General features: G+C 76.2%; 15 protein-coding genes. All 15 read right to left on the bottom strand.

Annotated features, from left to right (window positions below; all coding sequences use genetic code 11):
- Nucleotides 1-63: 63 nt before the first annotated feature.
- Nucleotides 64-852: an ABC transporter permease gene (locus ACOQFB_RS19270; protein WP_059438598.1), complete on the bottom strand. Its 789-nt coding sequence runs from the start codon at nt 850-852 to the stop codon at nt 64-66.
- A gap of 3 nt (nt 853-855) precedes the next feature.
- Nucleotides 856-1,653, bottom strand: coding sequence for an ABC transporter permease (locus ACOQFB_RS19275; protein WP_059438597.1), 798 nt, complete (start codon nt 1,651-1,653; stop codon nt 856-858).
- Nucleotides 1,654-1,710: 57 nt separating this feature from the next.
- Entirely contained in the window at nt 1,711-2,688 is a 978-nt protein-coding gene (locus ACOQFB_RS19280) for a ferredoxin reductase domain-containing protein (RefSeq protein ID WP_059438596.1), read from the bottom strand.
- A 46-nt stretch (nt 2,689-2,734) separates the two neighbouring features.
- Nucleotides 2,735-4,681 (bottom strand): M3 family metallopeptidase, encoded by a 1,947-nt coding sequence (locus ACOQFB_RS19285; protein ID WP_059438595.1) that lies wholly within the window; start codon nt 4,679-4,681, stop codon nt 2,735-2,737.
- 105 nt (nt 4,682-4,786) lie between these two features.
- The gene (locus tag ACOQFB_RS19290; RefSeq protein WP_059438594.1) at nt 4,787-5,785 is read right to left on the bottom strand and encodes an NAD(P)H-dependent glycerol-3-phosphate dehydrogenase; all 999 of its coding nucleotides are present in this window, start codon (nt 5,783-5,785) and stop codon (nt 4,787-4,789) included.
- 117 nt (nt 5,786-5,902) lie between these two features.
- On the bottom strand, nt 5,903-6,631 hold the full coding sequence (locus ACOQFB_RS19295; protein WP_421609582.1) for a tetratricopeptide repeat protein: 729 nt from the start codon (nt 6,629-6,631) through the stop codon (nt 5,903-5,905).
- A 57-nt stretch (nt 6,632-6,688) separates the two neighbouring features.
- Nucleotides 6,689-7,342, bottom strand: a complete 654-nt coding sequence (locus ACOQFB_RS19300) for a DUF799 domain-containing protein (protein WP_059438592.1) — start codon at nt 7,340-7,342, stop codon at nt 6,689-6,691.
- A 2-nt stretch (nt 7,343-7,344) separates the two neighbouring features.
- Nucleotides 7,345-7,839, bottom strand: coding sequence for a DUF4810 domain-containing protein (locus ACOQFB_RS19305; RefSeq protein WP_059438591.1), 495 nt, complete (start codon nt 7,837-7,839; stop codon nt 7,345-7,347).
- Nucleotides 7,839-8,141 carry a hypothetical protein gene (locus ACOQFB_RS19310; protein ID WP_059438590.1) on the bottom strand — a complete coding sequence of 101 codons (303 nt, stop codon included), beginning with the start codon at nt 8,139-8,141 and terminating at the stop codon, nt 7,839-7,841. The genes ACOQFB_RS19305 and ACOQFB_RS19310 overlap by 1 nt, the downstream gene beginning before the upstream one ends.
- An 8-nt stretch (nt 8,142-8,149) precedes the next feature.
- A complete protein-coding gene (locus tag ACOQFB_RS19315) occupies nt 8,150-9,115 on the bottom strand; it encodes a CsgG/HfaB family protein (RefSeq protein ID WP_059438589.1) in 966 nt (321 codons plus the stop codon).
- 166 nt (nt 9,116-9,281) lie between these two features.
- A complete protein-coding gene (locus tag ACOQFB_RS19320) occupies nt 9,282-10,376 on the bottom strand; it encodes an NAD(P)/FAD-dependent oxidoreductase (protein WP_421609583.1) in 1,095 nt (364 codons plus the stop codon).
- Nucleotides 10,377-10,379: 3 nt separating this feature from the next.
- Nucleotides 10,380-12,140, bottom strand: a complete 1,761-nt coding sequence (locus tag ACOQFB_RS19325) for an AMP-binding protein (RefSeq protein ID WP_421609584.1) — start codon at nt 12,138-12,140, stop codon at nt 10,380-10,382.
- Nucleotides 12,137-12,439 (bottom strand): acyl carrier protein, encoded by a 303-nt coding sequence (locus tag ACOQFB_RS19330; protein ID WP_059438160.1) that lies wholly within the window; start codon nt 12,437-12,439, stop codon nt 12,137-12,139. Before ACOQFB_RS19330 ends, ACOQFB_RS19325 begins: the two co-directional genes overlap by 4 nt.
- Nucleotides 12,433-13,539 (bottom strand): type III polyketide synthase, encoded by a 1,107-nt coding sequence (locus ACOQFB_RS19335; RefSeq protein WP_059438161.1) that lies wholly within the window; start codon nt 13,537-13,539, stop codon nt 12,433-12,435. The genes ACOQFB_RS19330 and ACOQFB_RS19335 overlap by 7 nt, the downstream gene beginning before the upstream one ends.
- 90 nt (nt 13,540-13,629) lie before the next feature.
- Complete coding sequence (locus tag ACOQFB_RS19340; protein WP_059438162.1) at nt 13,630-15,084, bottom strand: trypsin-like peptidase domain-containing protein; 1,455 nt, start codon at nt 15,082-15,084, stop codon at nt 13,630-13,632.
- Nucleotides 15,085-15,194 lie beyond the last annotated feature (110 nt).

Consider the following 15,194-nt stretch of genomic DNA (forward strand, 5'->3'; position numbering starts at 1 on the left):
CCGGAATGTAGTCGAAGCGCGGGCCCGGCGGCACGCCGGATGTGCGGGACGGCGCAGCCCTCGCTAGGAGGACGCCGAGGTATAGCGCGCGATGGAGCGCAGCCACACCGCCCGGGCCAGCCCCGCGAACGCCACCGCGCCGGCGGCGATGACCAGGGCCCGGGGCGCCGCCAGCCGGCCCAGCAGCGCCTCGGCGGGGAACGTCGTCATGACCGCGAGCGGCACCACGAACGTGAAGATCACCCGGAGCGCGCCGCGGAAGACCGAGGCCGGCCAGCGCGCGGCGTCGTAGATGGACACGAACAGGAACGAGAGGTTGTCCACCTTCACCACGAAGAACGCGGCCGCGACCACGATGATCCAGAGCGAGTACAGGATCACGGTGGCGGCCGCGAACAGCAGGCAGGCCGCGAGGATCCCGCCCGCCTCCGGGAGCCGGCCCATGCGGTGGAACGCCACCGCGAAGATGACGAGCCCGCCCAGCACGTCGATGATGCGCCACGGCTCGAACTTGGCGGTGGACACGAGGAACTGCGCGTCCGCGGGCTTCAGCAGCACGAAGTCGAGCGTGCCCTTGCGGATGTGCTCGACCACGGTGGTGAGCGACGGGTTGACCGCCCCCTCCAGCACGCCCTTCATGAGCGTGAACCAGCCCATCACCACCAGCGCCTCGTCGAAGCTCCAGCCGGCCACCGCCTCGCGGCTGCCGTAGACCACCAGCAGCGGCACGAGCGACCAGCCGGTCCAGAACAGCGCCAGCGCGCCCTCCACCAGGAACTCGACGCGGTACTGCATGGCCACCGCGGCGGAGGCGCGGAACTGCACCGCGAGCAGGCGGAGGTAGCGTCCCACGCCCTACCCTCCGAACGCCGCGAAGCGGCGCAGCCCGAGCGCCCAGGCGCCCCGCGCGCCCAGGGCCAGCGCGGCCACGAACGTCCACTGGATGGCGAGCTCGGCGAGCGCGGCCGGGCGCGGGGTCATCCCGATGATCATCTCCACCGGGAACGCCAGCATGTACCGGAACGGCAGGAACCGCGCCGCGGTCGCCACCCAGTGCGGGAACAGCTCCAGCGGCACGAGGTAGCCGGAGAACACGCCGAACAGGCCCAGCCAGATCTCGAACAGCGAGCCGGCCTGGTCGATCCAGAACGCCAGGGCGCCGATGATCGCCATCGCGAGGAAGGTGATGAGCCAGGCGCCCAGCACGGTCACCGGGAAGAGCGCCAGGAGCAGCGGGTCGCCGGTGAGCCGGTCGCGGCCGACCACCAGCAGCGCGCCGAGCGCGATGGGCAGCGACACCAGCATGCGCACCGGGAGCGCGGAGAGGTTCTCCGCCGCGTAGGCGAGCAGCGGGTGGACCGGCCGGAGCAGCCGGAACGCGAGCGTGCCCTGGCGGATCTCGTAGTTCAGCTCCCAGATCACCCAGGCGCCGGTGAGCAGGCGCACCACCAGCGTGGCGAGGTAGTAGGCGACGAAGTCGCGCTGGCCGAACCGCCCCACCGGCGCGTCGCGGGCCACCGCGGTCCACAGCGCCAGCATGACGAGCGGCATGTTGGTGGAGAGCAGCCACACCACCATCTCGGCGCGGTACGCGACCGCCTCGGCGAAGCCGACCTTGAGGAGCGTGGGGATGGCGCGCAGGGTCCTGGGCACGGGCGGGCGGAAAGGTAGATCGCCGCGCGCCCGGGCGCCACGGAATGGCGCCGGGCGCTACCCGTACGACTCGCGCTTCACGCGGTCGCGCGGCACGCCCAGCTCGTCCAGGGCGCCGAGCGCGGCCTCCAGGAACCGGGGGGCCGGGGTCTCGCCGCGCTCCTTCGCGGCGGCGCGCTCGATGGGCCCGACCGCGGGGCCGCAGGCGTAGTACAGCGCGGCGCGCGGGTCCGGGACGAGCTCGCGCAGGAGCTCCGCCGAGATGCGGCCGCGCCGCACGCCGGGCCCGTGGCGCTCCGGCTCCGGCTCGCGGGTGAGCGTGTGCACCACGCGCAGGCGGTCGGGGTGCTCGGCCTCGAGCTGGCGCAGGCCGTCGCGGTAGATGACGTCGTCCCAGGTCCGGTTCGAGTAGACGAAGGTGTGGCGCAGGCGCGGGTGCTCGCGCAGCGCGTGCTTCAGGATCGACCAGTTGGGCACCGAGCCGGAGCCGGCCACCACGTGCACGAGGTGGTCGGTCTTCTCCTCGACGCGCGGGGGCAGCACGTACGGGCCGGTGAAGCCGGTGATGACGAAGCGGCTGCCCCGCGGCGTGCGCCGCACCAGCATCGGCGAGAGGAGCGGCGGGTAGCGCGTCTGCCCGCTCTGGTAGGTCTCCTCCTTCACCGTGATGGCGAGGTAGCGCTCGTGCGGCGCGGACGCGAGCGAGTAGGCGCGCGGCGCCTCGCGCTTGCCCTTCAGGTCCTCCAGGTAGGCCACCCACCGCTCGAGCGCCGGGAACTGGCGCGGGTCGATGGTGAGGAAGTGGCCGGCCAGGTAGTCGAGCCGGTCGTTGCCGGTGAAGAGCACGAGCGTGGTGGTGTCGGCGGTCTCCTGGATGACGTCGGCGACCATCACCTCGAGGTCCTTGATGCGCCGGCGCGGGACCTCGGTGCGGACGGCCTCGCCCTCCGGCGGGACGGCGGTGCGGACGACGCGGGTCTCGAGGGCGGGCTCGCTCATCGATGGGACATAGGCGGGGGTGCGCCGGCCCGCCATGCCGCGATCGAGTCGCCCGGGCCGTGGCGCCCGCGGCGGCGGGCGATCAGGCGTCGAGCCAGGCGGCGAACGCGTCGAAGGCGTGGGGCCGGCCGAGGAAGTCCTTCACCAGCTCCGCCGCGGGCTTGGAGCCGCCCGGCTCGAGCACCGCCTTGCGGTAGCGGCGGGCCGGGGCGGGGTCGAGCAGGCCCGCCTCGCGGAACGGGCCGAACAGGTCCTTCGCGATGACGAGCGACCACATGTACGTATAGTAAATGGCGCTGTACCCGTCGAGGTGCCCGAACGACTCGTGGAAGTAGGTGCCGGGCACGTGGCGGAACGGCGTGTAGCGCTCCTGCAGCTCGGCCACCAGCGCGGTCGTGTCGAGCGCGGCCGGGTCGCGCCGGTGCAGCTCGAGGCTGGTCGCGGCGTAGAACATCTGCTGCCGGACCATGAGGCCCTTGCCGTACTCGTCGGCCGCCTTCATCCGCGCCACCAGCTCGGCGGGGATGGGCTCGCCGGTCTCGACGTGGCGCGCGAAGGTGGCGAGGACGGCCGGGTCCCACACCCACTCCTCCAGCATCTGCGAGGGCGCCTCCACGAAGTCCCACTCGGTCGCGACGCCGGACTGGCCCGCCCAGCGCGTGTGGCCGCCGAGCACGTGGTGCAGCAGGTGGCCGAACTCGTGGAAGAACGTGCGGACGTCCCCGTGCTCCATGAGCGCCGGCGCGCCCGGCGCCGGGCGCGGGAAGTTGCACACCAGCACGCCCTCCGGCAGCCGCCGCCCGGCCTGCCCCGACGCGAGCGTGAACTGGGCGTAGTGCTTGTACTTGCCGTCGCGCGGGTGCATGTCGAGGTACACGCGGCCGAGCAGCGCGCCGTCCTCCACCACGTCCCAGGCCTCGACCTCCGGGTGCCACACCGGCGCGTCCGGCGCGCGGCGGTAGGCGATCCCGAAGATCCGCGCCGTGACGTCGAGCACGCCCTGCTTCACCCGCGCGTACTCGAAGTAGGGCCGCACCGACTGCGAGTCGAAGCCGTAGCGCTCCGCCTTCACCCGCTCCTGCAGCCAGGCCGAGTCCCAGGGCTCGACGCGGTCGGCCCCCGGGCGCTCCTCGCGCTTGCGCTCGAGGAGCTGCGCGTGGTCGCGCCGCATGCGCGCCTCGGCGGCGCGCGCGATCCGCTCGATGAAGTCGGCCGCCGCGCCCTCGCTGCCGATCATCTTGTCCTCGGTGACGTAGGCGGCCCAGCTCGGGTACCCGAGCAGCCGCGCCAGGTCGCTGCGCCGCGCCAGCATGCGCGAGAGGACCTCGAGGTTGCGCGGGTGGCCGCGCAGCCGGTACAGCCGCCAGAGCGCCTCGCGCGCGGCGGCGCTCCGCGCGTAGGTGAGGAAGGGCACGTAGTCGGTGTTGTCGGTGGTGAGCGTCACCCGGCCGTCCGGCCCGGGCGGATGCGCGCGGCGCCAGTCCTCCGGGAGCCCGTCCAGCGCGGCCGGCTCGACCTCCAGCCGGCGCACGTCGTCCTTGATGTTGCGCCCGAACTCCTGCCCGACCCGCACCAGCTCCTCGCGGAGCGCCTTCACGCGCGCGCGGGTGGCGTCGTCGCGGTCCACGCCCGCCCGGCGGAAGTCGCGCAGGCTCTTCTCGACCAGGTGGCGGGTGGCGCCGTCGAGGCCCGACGGGTCCAGCCCCGCCAGCGCGTCGTACAGGCCGCGATCGAGCGACAGCTCGGTGGAGAGCGCGTCCACGTCGCGCTCCGCCGCCTCGGCCGCGTCGCGCAGCGCCGGGTCCGGGTGGACGTTCCGGGCCAGGCTCGCGCGCGAGGCGGCCTCGGAGAGCGCCGCGAAGGCGGCGTCGAACGCCTCCAGCGTGGCCAGGCCGCCCGCCGGCCCGAGCGCGCGGGCCCGGGCGGCCTCGGCGCGGGCGCGGTCCATGTCGCGGCGGCAACCCTCCGTGAAGGCGGCGGGCGTGCCGGTCAGCTCGCGGGAGGCCTCGGGGCGCAGGGGCTCGGACATGGCCTCATGTGTACTTCGCCCCGGGCCGATCCGCACGGGGCCGGTGCGGGGCCGCACCCGAGGTGCGCGCGGGGCCGCGGCCGCGCGCGCACCGGCCCGCGTCCCTCACAGCTCCGGCTTGGTCTCGCGCATCATGAGCGCCGTCACCGCCTCGCGCGGCGCGAGCCCCTCGTACAGCACCCGGTAGATCGCCTCGGTGATGGGCATCTCCACCCCGAGCCGCTTCGCCAGCTCCCGCGCGCTGCGCGCGTTCCGCACGCCCTCCGCCACCTGCCCCAGCTCGCGCTGGATCGCGTCGGCGGTCTTGCCCTCCGCGAGCCCGCGCCCGACGGTGCGGTTGCGCGACAGGTCCGACGAGCAGGTCAGCACCAGGTCGCCGAGGCCCGCCAGGCCGGACAGCGTGAGCGGGTTCGCGCCCTTGCGCACCGCGAGCCGGGTGATCTCGGCGAGCCCGCGGGTGACGAGCGCCGCCATGGCGTTCGCGCCGAAGCCCATGCCGTCGGAGATGCCGGCCGCGATGGCGACGACGTTCTTCACGCAGCCGCCGATCTCGCAGCCCACCACGTCACCGGAGGTGTACGGGCGGAACGTCTTCGTGTGGAAGGCGTCCTGCACCTGCTTCGCGATCCGCTCCCAGCGCGCCGCCACGGTGACCGCGGTGGGCAGCCCCTTCGCGACCTCCTTGGCGAAGGACGGGCCGGAGAGGACCGCCAGGTAGGGATGGAGCGGCACCGGCAGCACGTCCTCGATGACCTCGGTCATGGTCATGAGCGTGTCGAGCTCGATGCCCTTCGCGACGCAGACGATGGGCGTGCCCGCGTGGACGTGACGCTTCGCCTCGATCACCACCGGGCGGACGGCGTGCGAGGGCACGGCGAGGACCACCAGCTCGGCGCCCTCCAGCGCCTTCGCGACCTCGGCGCTCGCGTGCAGGGTCGGCGGGAGCTGCAGGCCCGGCAGGTAGCGCTCGTTGCGGTGGTTGCGCGCGATGTCGTCGAGGACCGCGGCGTCCTTGTCCCACGAGGTGACGGTGTAGCCCTTGCCGGCGAGGAGCGAGGCGAGCGCGGTTCCCCAGGAACCGGCGCCCAGGACGGTGGCGCGCATGATGGGTTCTCCTTTGCGGCCATCCTAGCCAGGACCGGTCCGCGAAAAGTTCTTGATTGTGCGGGGGATGCCGTGATGGGGCGGAACGCCGGGGCGTCCCCGGCGATGCGCGGTGCGTCAACCCGCCGCGGCGGCCACGGCCGCGAGCACGATCACCACGCCCAGGGCCACCGCCGCGGGGCGCCTTGGCTGCAGCCGCCACGCGAACGGGCGCTCGTGCTTGCGGTGGAAGCGCGGCAGCGAGACGTACTCGCGCCAGCCCTCGTCGCGCCGGCGGCGCGCGCCGTCGCGGTCGCCGAGCCGGTCGAGCGCGCGCGCCAGCCACAGGCGCCCCTCCACCGATCCGGGGCGCTCCACCAGGAGCCGCTCCAGCGCCTCGCGCGCGCCGGCCGCGTCGCCGCGGGCGAGCCGCTGGCGCCCCAGCTCGAGGTCGAGCTCGCCGGCGCGGAAGTCGGGGTCCGCCGCGCGGGCCACGGCCAGCGCGCGCTCCGCCGGCTCGGCCTGCCCGCTCCGCCCGAGCGCCGCGCCCATCAGGAACGCGGTGTGCGCGTCCTCGTCCCCTGCCTCGACGTTGGGCCGCAGGACCTCGGCGGCCCGGGCCGGCCGGCGCCCCGCGAGCAGGAGATCCGCGAGCTCGAGCCGCGCGCGGCGGTCGTGCGGGTTCACCTCGAGGGCGCGGGTGAGCTGGAGGCGGCGGCGCCACCGCGCCACGCCGCGGAGCGGATCCGGCAGGACGCCGACCGTCATCCGGTCCGTCGCCCACCAGCCCGCGAGCAGGAGCGCCAGGGCGCCCAGCGGGCTGCCGGTGAGCTGGACGAGCAGGTAGAAGAGGATGAGCTTGGACATGGAGCGGCGGGAGCGTACCCGCCGGCGCCCCGGGATGCGAGCGCCGGCGGCCCGCCCTCACCGTTGCGCGGCCACCACCTGCACGTCCTGGCCGTACTCCGGGCGATACGGGCCCGCCGGGATGCCCGGGCCGGGCCACGCGAACGCCTGCGCGTTCGCCTGCCGCGCCAGCGGCATGTAGTTCGGCGAGGCCTTCGTGACGGCGGCGTTCACGAGCGCGCCGACGAGGCCGCCGCCGGAGTTGCCGGGCTGGTAGCTCATCGACCGGCGCTCGGTCCAGAGCGTCTGCCCGGTCTTGCCGTCCTTCAGCACGTACTCGAACTCCACGTTCACCTGGGTGGTGACGACCATGTACTTCGCCTCCCACCGCTCGATGGAGGCGAGGAGCACCGCGTCGGCCCCGAACAGCGAGCAGAGCCGCACCGGGTCGGCGCCGTGCACGAGCGACGCGTCGGCGAGGCCGTCGTCCTCGAGCACGCGCTTCACCAGGTTCACCGGGAAGACGTAGTAGCCGCGCTCCGCCACCGGCACCGGCAGCGTGGAGAGGAAGTACTCGGGCGCGTCGATCTCGACGCTCTTGTTCACCACCGGCACCACCAGGATGGCGCGCGGCCGGGCGGCGTCGAAGGCCGAGTAGTCCTTCTTCACCTGGGCCGTGCCGCAGGCGGAGAGCAGCGCGGCGAGCGCCGCGAGCGATGCGAGCCGTCCCATGGTCACCTCCGCTCCAGCGCGCCGGCCGGCCCGCGCGTGGCGGCGGGCTTCGCCGCCGCCTTGGTGGCCTTCACCGGCACCGGCTTCGCCGGCACCGCGGCGGCGGCCGCGGGCGCCGCCGGCGCCTTGCCGCCGCGCCGGTCCGCGAGCCCGATCATCTTCTGCATGAGCACGCCCGACTCCGGCCACTTCTCGCGCTCCAGCTTGAAGTAGCGCGAGGCGTCCTCGTACCGGGCCTCCTCGTAGAGCGCGTAGCCGTACTCCGCGTAGCAGCCGGGCGGCACCTTCTCCCCCGCCTGCTCCGCCCCGTCGATGACCACGCGGAGGCGCTCGACGAAGGCCTCGCGGTCCTGCGGGTTCTTGTAGTGGGCGTACAGCGCCTCGTCGTACTCGCCCCAGCGGTAGAGCGTGCGCCCGGCGCACCCCTGCAGCAGGGCCGCGGACGCGGCGAGGACGAGGGCCGCTCGCGCGGCGCCACCCGGGAGGCACGCGCGCATCAGTGCACCCTCACCGTCTTCAGCTCGCTCTCGACGAACACCGTCTGCCGGAAGACCGCGGCGCCGGACGCGTCGCGGACCTCGACCTGGTGCGTGCCCGGCTCGACGCGGAGGACGGTGGGGTTGCCGTCGTACGCGCGCGCCTCGCCCACCGGCTGCCCGTCCACCACCAGGACCGCGCCGCTCGGCGCGCCCACCACCGCCAGGCTCGGGCGGCTCTCGACCGTCTTCACCGTGGTCTGGGGCATGGCGCAGCCCGCCACCAGCGCGGCGGTCGCCGCCGCGAACAGGACCTTCCGCATGGCGCACCTCACGGCGTCGGCTCCGCGACGAACAGCCTCGCGAGCGCGCCCTTCTCGATCGCGCCCGAGGTCAGCTCGCACACCGCGCCCTCGCTGGTCTCGCCGTCGCCGAACAGCGACAGCACCTTGAGCGTCCCGACGCGCTTCGGCGGGAGCGCCACCTCGAAGCCGGTCTGCCGGCTCCTCACCTTGTTGCCCTCCTCCATCACCGCGAGCACGTCGCCCTCGCGCACGCCCTGGTGGCGCCCGCCGGAGATGAAGACCTGCCTGCCCTGCACCTCCAGGATGTCGGAGCGCCAGGGGCGCGCCGCCAGCGTGGAGACCAGCCGGTCGATGACGTCGGAGATGGCCGCGGCGATGGCGCGGTCGTTCAGCGTGGCGTCGTACTCGGCGCGGCTGCCGAAGCCGGCGATCTCGCCGGACTCGGTGCTCGCCTCGCCGGCCCCGAGCGCGGAGAAGTAGGCGTGCCCGGTCTTCACGTCCACCAGGCGGATGTCCACCTTGGCGCGGGCGGTCTGCACCTTGGTGCTGCTGAGGAAGCCCTTCTTGCCGCCGACGGAGCGGCCGAACTCGGTGACCGACCCGGAGATCACGGTGTCGGCGCCCACCAGGCCGGCGACGCCGCCGAGCGCCTGCTCGCGCTCGAGCTTCTGGAGATCCGGCCGCTCGAGCACCACGAAGCTCCCCGACATGACGAGGCGCGACGTCAGCATGTCGGAGGCCTGCTTGCCGATGCGATCGAGGTCGGCGTCGTTCAGCAGCGAGCGGCCGTAGCTCGTCTCGTTGGTGAAGCGCGCGATGGCGATCCGGGTCTTGTAGCGCTTGGCCGACGGCGCGGGCGCCTGCGCCTGCTGCTGGGCGGCGACCTGGGCGGCCTTCGGGACGGGGGACTCCACCTCGACCGGAGGCTGCGAGACGGTGGCGCACGCCTGGAGCGCCAGCGCCGCCGCCGGCAGGGCGAACCGGTTCCGCATCGGACTCTCCTCCGCACCGGGTGCGGGAAAGGGACGCGGCACGGTAGCACGGGGGATGTTCCGGTGAGTGAACCGAATCGCCGGCCCCCGGTCCGCGGGACGCGTGGATGGAGGCGGGGCGCGCAGGGAAGGGCGCGGTGTGCGATGGAGGCGGAGGTCCGGGCCGTCACCCGACCGCGGCCGCGACGGCCCGCTCGAACGGGCGCGGGGCCATCGCGGCGAGGGCGATGAGGCGGCGGCGGAGCCCGGGGCGGCGCGAGAGCGCGAGCACGAGCCGGGTCCAGCGGGCGTACGGCCCGTAGCGGCGCCGCCAGGCGGTCTCGTACGCCGCCAGGTCATGGGCGGTGGCGCCGCGGGCGAGCGCGCCCGGGAGCAGCGCGGCGAGGTCGATCGCGCACCCGAAGGCGAGCGAGAGCCCTTCCCCGGTGACGGCGTCGAGGTAGCCGGCGGCGTCGCCGAGCAGCACGAGCCGGTCCGCGACCCGCGCGCGCGCGGCGCGCGCGAGCGGGCCGGCGCCGCGGGCGGGCGTCGCGAACGCCGCGCCGTCGAGCCGCGCCGCGAGCGCCGGGAACCTCCCGAGCAGCGCCTCGAAGGAGCGCGCCGCGCCGCGCTCGAACAGGAACGCGACCCCGACCTGCCGCGGGCCCACCGGCGTCACGTAGGCCTCGACCCCGTCCCCGAAGTGCACCTCGACGGCGTCGCCGGCGTCCGGGACCTCCGCGTGGCGGCGCACGCCGAAGCGCTCCGGCGCGCGCACCGGGCGCTCGAGGCCGGCGCGCCGCCGCGTGGGCGAGCCGAGCCCGTCGGCCGCGACCAGCACCCGCGCCTCCGCCGCCGCGCCGCCGGCGAGCGCGACCCGCACCCGGTCGGCGAGCACGCGGTGATCCCGCACCTCGGCGCCCTCCCGGAGCTCCGCGCCGGCCTCCCGCGCCCGCGCCCGGAGCGCGGCCTCGAGCGCCACCCGCCGCACGCCCAGCCCTCCCGCCCCGGGCAGCGCCAGGCGGGCCTCGGCCCCGGACGCGTCGATCCAGCGCAGCGCCCGCAGCGGCCGCGCCTCCGCCGGGCCGAGCCGCCCGCGCACCCCGAGGCGCTCCAGCGCCTCCACGCCGGCGGGGAGGATCCCCTCGCCGCAGGCCTTGTCCACGGGCCCCCGCCGCCGCTCCAGCAGGAGCACGTCGAGGCCGCGCGCGGCCGCGGCGGCGGCGAAGGCGAGCCCCGCCGGTCCGCCGCCCACGACCACGGCGTCGCGGAGGCGCGCCACCGCTCAGCCCCCGCGGCGCCGCGAGCGCCCGAAGGCGAGCTGCGAGCGCGCGGCGGCGAGGGCGAGGCGGAGCGCGCTCACCGGCTGCGGCGGCGTGAGCGTCCCCGCCTGGAACCGGCGCAGCGCCTCGGCGCGCCGCAGCTTGCCGGAGGACGTCCGCGGGAGCGTGCCGGGCGCGAGCAGCCGGACCGTGTGCGGGGCGATGCCGGTGGCCGCGAGCACCGCGCGCCGGACGCGCGCCTCGAGCTCGGCGTCGGAGGCCGCCTCGTCCCGCGCGCGCTCGGCGAGGACGAGCAGCGCCTCGCCCGCGCCCCCCTCCGGCTGGAAGCCGAGCGCCACCGCGCAGCCCGGCCGCAGCCCCGGCAGCGCCGCGAGCGGCGCCTCGAACTCCTCCGGCGCGTGGTTCGCGCCGCGCACGATGACGAGGTCGCGCGCGCGGCCGTGGAGGTACAGCGCGCCGTCCACCACGAACCCGAGGTCGCCGGTGTCGAGCCACCCGCCCTGGAGCGCGCGCGCCGTCGCCGCGGCGTCGCCCAGGTACCCGCGCATGAGGGCCGGGCCGCGGACGAACACGCGCCCGACCCGCCCCGCCCCCACCCGCACCCCGTCGTCGCCGCGCAGCTCGAGCTCCACGCCGGGCACCGGGGTCCCGACCGGCACCACCTCGCGCCCGCCGGGCGCGACCACGCCCTCCGAGGCGAGCCGGGCCGCGTCCACCCCGAGCCCGCCGAGCGGTGCGCCGGGCCGCGCGAACGTCACCGCCAGCGCCGCCTCGCTGAGGCCGTACACGGGCACGAGCGCCCGCGGGTCCAGGCCGTGCGGCCCGAAGCGCTCGGCGAAGCGCCGCAGCGCCACCGCCGAGACCGGCTCGGCGCCGTCGAGCAGCAGCCGCACCGACGCGAGCGAGAGGCCCGCGAGGTCGGCGTCCCGGACCCGGTCGGCCGCGAACGCGAACGCGAAGCTGGGCGCGGCGGAGATCGTGCCGCGCTTGCGGGCCAGCGCGCGCAGCCAGAGCGCGGGGCGGGTGAGGAAGTGCTCGGGCGGGATGAGCACCAGCGGGCCCGGGTAGCTCATGGCGGCGAGCAGGCAGCCGATGAGGCCCATGTCGTGGTAGAGCGGCAGCCACGAGACGAGCACGTCGTCCGGGCCCGGCGCGGTGGCCGCGAGCAGCGCGTCGGCCATGGCGGCGAGCGCGCGGTGGGTGAGCGCGACCGGCTTCGGATCCACCGTGGTGCCGGAGGAGAACTGCACCAGGCCGAGCGCGTCGGGCTCGGGCTCGCGCGCGATGCGGGCGGGCAGCGCCGACAGCGCCGACACGTCCACGCATCCGAGCTCCGGGCCGCCCCGCTCCACGGCGCCGCCGAGCAGCCGCCGCGTGCCGCCCGCCGACACGACCAGGCGCGCCCCGGCCACCTGGAGCATCCGGCCCGTGTCCTCCGCGTACGCGTCGAGCCGGCCCAGCCGCACCGGCGGGTAGAGCGGGACCGGCACCGCGCCGGCCAGCCAGGCGCCGAAGAACGCGTCGAGGAACGCGGGCTCGGTGCGGAGCACGATCGCGACCCGGTCGCCGCGCCGGACGCCGAGGTGCACGAGGTTGGCCGCGGCGCGCTCGGCGCGGGCGCGCACCTCGGACCAGGGCAGGAACGTCTCGCGCTCATGCAGGTCGAGGAACGTCGCGCCGGAGGGGTGCCCGGCCGCGGCGGCGAGCGCGTGCGCCAGCGTCGGGTGGCGGGGCGGCGGCTGGGGCGGCCCGCGCAGCCTCACGGCAGCAGCTCCGGGGCGGCGCGCGCGACCACCAGCCGTGCGAGGTCCCCCAGCGTCCGGACCGCCAGCGCCCCCTCGTCGTCGAGCGCGATGCGGAACCGGTCCTCGACCGCGACCACCAGCGAGAGCCGCGCGAGCGAGTCGAGCCGGTCCGCGAGCGGCGCGTCGCGCCCGTCCGCCAGCGCGGCGGACGCGCCGTCGAGGCGCAGCTCGTCCCGGGCGATCCGCACGATCTCCTGCGCGACGCGCCCCTCCGCGTCGTCCCCCGCCGCCTGGCCGACGTCCCGGGCGCTCACCATCGCAGCAGCACCAGCTCGGCCGCGAAGCCCGGGCCCATGGCGGCGAGCAGCCCGAGGTCGCCCGGGCGCGCCTCGCCCGACGCGAGCAGGTCGCCGAGCACGAAGAGGACCGAGGCCGAGGAGAGGTTCCCGATGTCGTGGAGCGAGCGCCAGGAGCGCTCCAGCGCGGCGCGGGGCAGGCCCAGCGCGCCGCCCACCGCCTCCAGCACCTTCGGACCGCCGGTGTGCGCGACCCAGTGCCGGATGCGCCCGCGGTCGAGGCCGTGCGCGGCGAGGAACCGGTCCACGTCCGCGCCGAGGTTCGCGGCGATGACGTCGGGCACCTTCGACGAGAGGAGGACCTTGAAGCCGCCGTCCACCACCTCCCAGCCCATCACCCACTCGGTGTCGGGGTAGAGCACCGACGCGGTCGCGACCACCTCCGGCCCGCGGCGCCGCGCCGCCGCCGGGCGCGCCCCGCCGCCCAGCACCACCGCGGCCGCGCCGTCGCCGAACAGCCCGGTCGCGATCACGTTCGCCATCGAGGTGTCGTCGCGCTGCAGCGTGAGCGAGCAGAGCTCGACCGACAGGAGCACCGCCACCTCGTCCGGGAACGCGCGCAGCGCGTCCGAGGCGCGCGCCAGGCCCGCCGCCCCCGCCAGGCAGCCCAGGCCGAAGATGGGCGTCCGCTTCACCGAGCGCGGGAGCGCCAGCCGGTTCACCAGGCGTGCATCCAGCGACGGGGTCGCGACGCCGGTGACGGTCACGTAGAACAGGTGGCCGACGTCGGCGGGGGCGAGCCCGGCCCGCTCCAGCGCGTCGCGCACCGCCGCCTCGCCCAGCTCCGCGCCGACGCGCGCGTAGGCGGCGTTGGCCTCGCCGAAGCCGTCCAGGCGCGGGTACGCGTCGAGCGGGAGCGCGAGGTGGCGGCGGGCCACCCCGGTGGCCCGGTGGAGCTCGGCCAGGCGGCCGGCGTTGTAGTGCGCCGCGCCCCAGTGCGCGGACAGCGCGGCGATGAGCGTCTCCTGGTCGGCGGCGTTCGGCGGCAGCGCGCGGCCGACGGAGAGGACTTCCGGGTGCGGGCTCGTGGATGGAACGGCGGCCTCCGCGGCGAAACCCATCCGATGCGGGACCGCGGCGCGCGTTGCAAGGTCCGCGCGGGTCCGCCCGGGGCGCTCACCGGAGCGGGCGGCCGGTCCGGACGGCCGCCCCTAGTCGAGATCCAGCTCGATCCAGCTCAGCTGGCCGCGCCGCTCCACCCGGAGCACGCCGGGGCCGCCCGGAGGGAGCGCGGCCACCGCCGCCTTCAGCGCGGCGAGCGAGGCGACGGGCGTCCGGTTCACCGCGTGGATCACGTCGCCGGGCTCGAGCGCGGCGCCCGCCTGCCCGGCCTCGGGCACCCGCGCCACCACCACCACGCCCGCCGGGGAGCGCAGCTCCGGCATGGCCGCCCGGGTCTGCTCGTCGAGGTCCATCGCCACCACCCCGAGCCGCGGGACGGTGCTGCGGGCCACGTCGGCCACGTCGGCGAGCCGCTCGGCCGGGCGGCGCGGCTCCACGCCCGCCACCTTCACCGAGAGCACCTCCTCGCCGCGCCGGAGCACCAGCGAGAGCGGCGCGTCCGCCGGGTGCAGGTAGATGGCCGGCGCGAGCGAGGGCATCCCGTCGATGGGCCGCCCGTCCACCGACACGATGATGTCGCCGGCCAGCACCCCGGCCTTCTCCGCCGGGCTGCCCGGCGCCACGTCGCCCACCACCACGCCCCAGTCCTGCGAGAGCCGGAGCCCGGACGCCAGCCCGGGCGTGATGGCCTGGGCGGCGAGCCCGATCATGCTGTGCTCGACGCGGCCGTGGCGCCGCAGGCTCTCGTAGACGTACTTCACCACGTCGGACGGGATCGCGAAGCCCAGCCCCTCGCTCCCGCCGCCCTGCGTGAGGATGAACGTGTTGATGCCGACCACGTTCCCGTCGGTGTCCACCAGCGGCCCGCCGCTGTTCCCCGGGTTGATGGGCGCGTCGGTCTGGATGTAGACGACCGGCCGCGCCGGGTCGGGCTGCCGCGCCACCGACGAGACCACGCCCATGGTCACGGTGCTGGCGAGCCCCTCCGGGCTGCCGACCGCGAACACGAGCTGGCCGGGGCGGACCTCGCGCCGCCCGAGCGCCAGCACCGGCAGGTTCCGCGCGTCGATCTTGAGGAGCGCGAGGTCGATCTCCGGCTCGATCCCGATGACGCGCGCGTCGTAGATGCGGCGCGCGGTGTGCGCCGCGGGGCCGCGCCCCTCCGGCAGGAGGATCCGGACCCGCTGCGCGCCCGCCACCACGTGCGCGTTCGTGACGATGTAGCCGTCCGGGTCGACGACCACGCCGGACCCGAGCACGCGCTGGCGCACGATCGCGCCGGAGGCGGTCTCGTCGGCGGGCGCGTAGCCGCTCACCGTGACCTGCACCACCGCGGGCGAGATCTTCTCGATCACCTCGCCGAGCGCGGCGTCGAGCGCGCGCAGGATGCCGGTGCCGGCCGGCCCCCTGGCCTTCGCCGGCGCCTGCGGCTGCGCCGCCGCGCCCGCCGGCTTCGGGCCCGCGGCGGCCGTCCCGGGCGCGCCGAGCCCCCCGAGCGCCGCCGCCAGCGCCATCGCCTTCCACCCCTGCCCGCCGCTCGCCATGGCCGTCCTCTCCCGCCCGGACCGCCGGGCCTCGGGCGGAAGTCTCCATGCCGGGCGCCCCCAGGCAAGCGAGGAATGCGTGACGCATTGTGCGCGGCCGCCCCCCCCGC

The organism is Anaeromyxobacter sp. Red801 (assembly GCF_049201065.2).
Lineage (GTDB): Bacteria > Myxococcota > Myxococcia > Myxococcales > Anaeromyxobacteraceae > Anaeromyxobacter.

What these genes read in the sequence shown, in the direction of transcription:
- ACOQFB_RS19340 (WP_059438162.1), bottom strand. Translation starts at nt 15,084, where the DNA reads ATGGCGAGCGGCGGGCAGGGGTGGAAGGCGATGGCGCTGGCGGCGGCG.
- ACOQFB_RS19300 (WP_059438592.1), bottom strand. Translation starts at nt 7,342, where the DNA reads ATGGGACGGCTCGCATCGCTCGCGGCGCTCGCCGCGCTGCTCTCCGCC.
- ACOQFB_RS19305 (WP_059438591.1), bottom strand. Translation starts at nt 7,839, where the DNA reads ATGCGCGCGTGCCTCCCGGGTGGCGCCGCGCGAGCGGCCCTCGTCCTC.
- ACOQFB_RS19285 (WP_059438595.1), bottom strand. Translation starts at nt 4,681, where the DNA reads ATGTCCGAGCCCCTGCGCCCCGAGGCCTCCCGCGAGCTGACCGGCACG.
- ACOQFB_RS19295 (WP_421609582.1), bottom strand. Translation starts at nt 6,631, where the DNA reads ATGTCCAAGCTCATCCTCTTCTACCTGCTCGTCCAGCTCACCGGCAGC.
- ACOQFB_RS19290 (WP_059438594.1), bottom strand. Translation starts at nt 5,785, where the DNA reads ATGCGCGCCACCGTCCTGGGCGCCGGTTCCTGGGGAACCGCGCTCGCC.
- ACOQFB_RS19315 (WP_059438589.1), bottom strand. Translation starts at nt 9,115, where the DNA reads ATGCGGAACCGGTTCGCCCTGCCGGCGGCGGCGCTGGCGCTCCAGGCG.
- ACOQFB_RS19335 (WP_059438161.1), bottom strand. Translation starts at nt 13,539, where the DNA reads ATGGGTTTCGCCGCGGAGGCCGCCGTTCCATCCACGAGCCCGCACCCG.
- ACOQFB_RS19310 (WP_059438590.1), bottom strand. Translation starts at nt 8,141, where the DNA reads ATGCGGAAGGTCCTGTTCGCGGCGGCGACCGCCGCGCTGGTGGCGGGC.
- ACOQFB_RS19330 (WP_059438160.1), bottom strand. Translation starts at nt 12,439, where the DNA reads ATGGTGAGCGCCCGGGACGTCGGCCAGGCGGCGGGGGACGACGCGGAG.
- ACOQFB_RS19280 (WP_059438596.1), bottom strand. Translation starts at nt 2,688, where the DNA reads ATGGCGGGCCGGCGCACCCCCGCCTATGTCCCATCGATGAGCGAGCCC.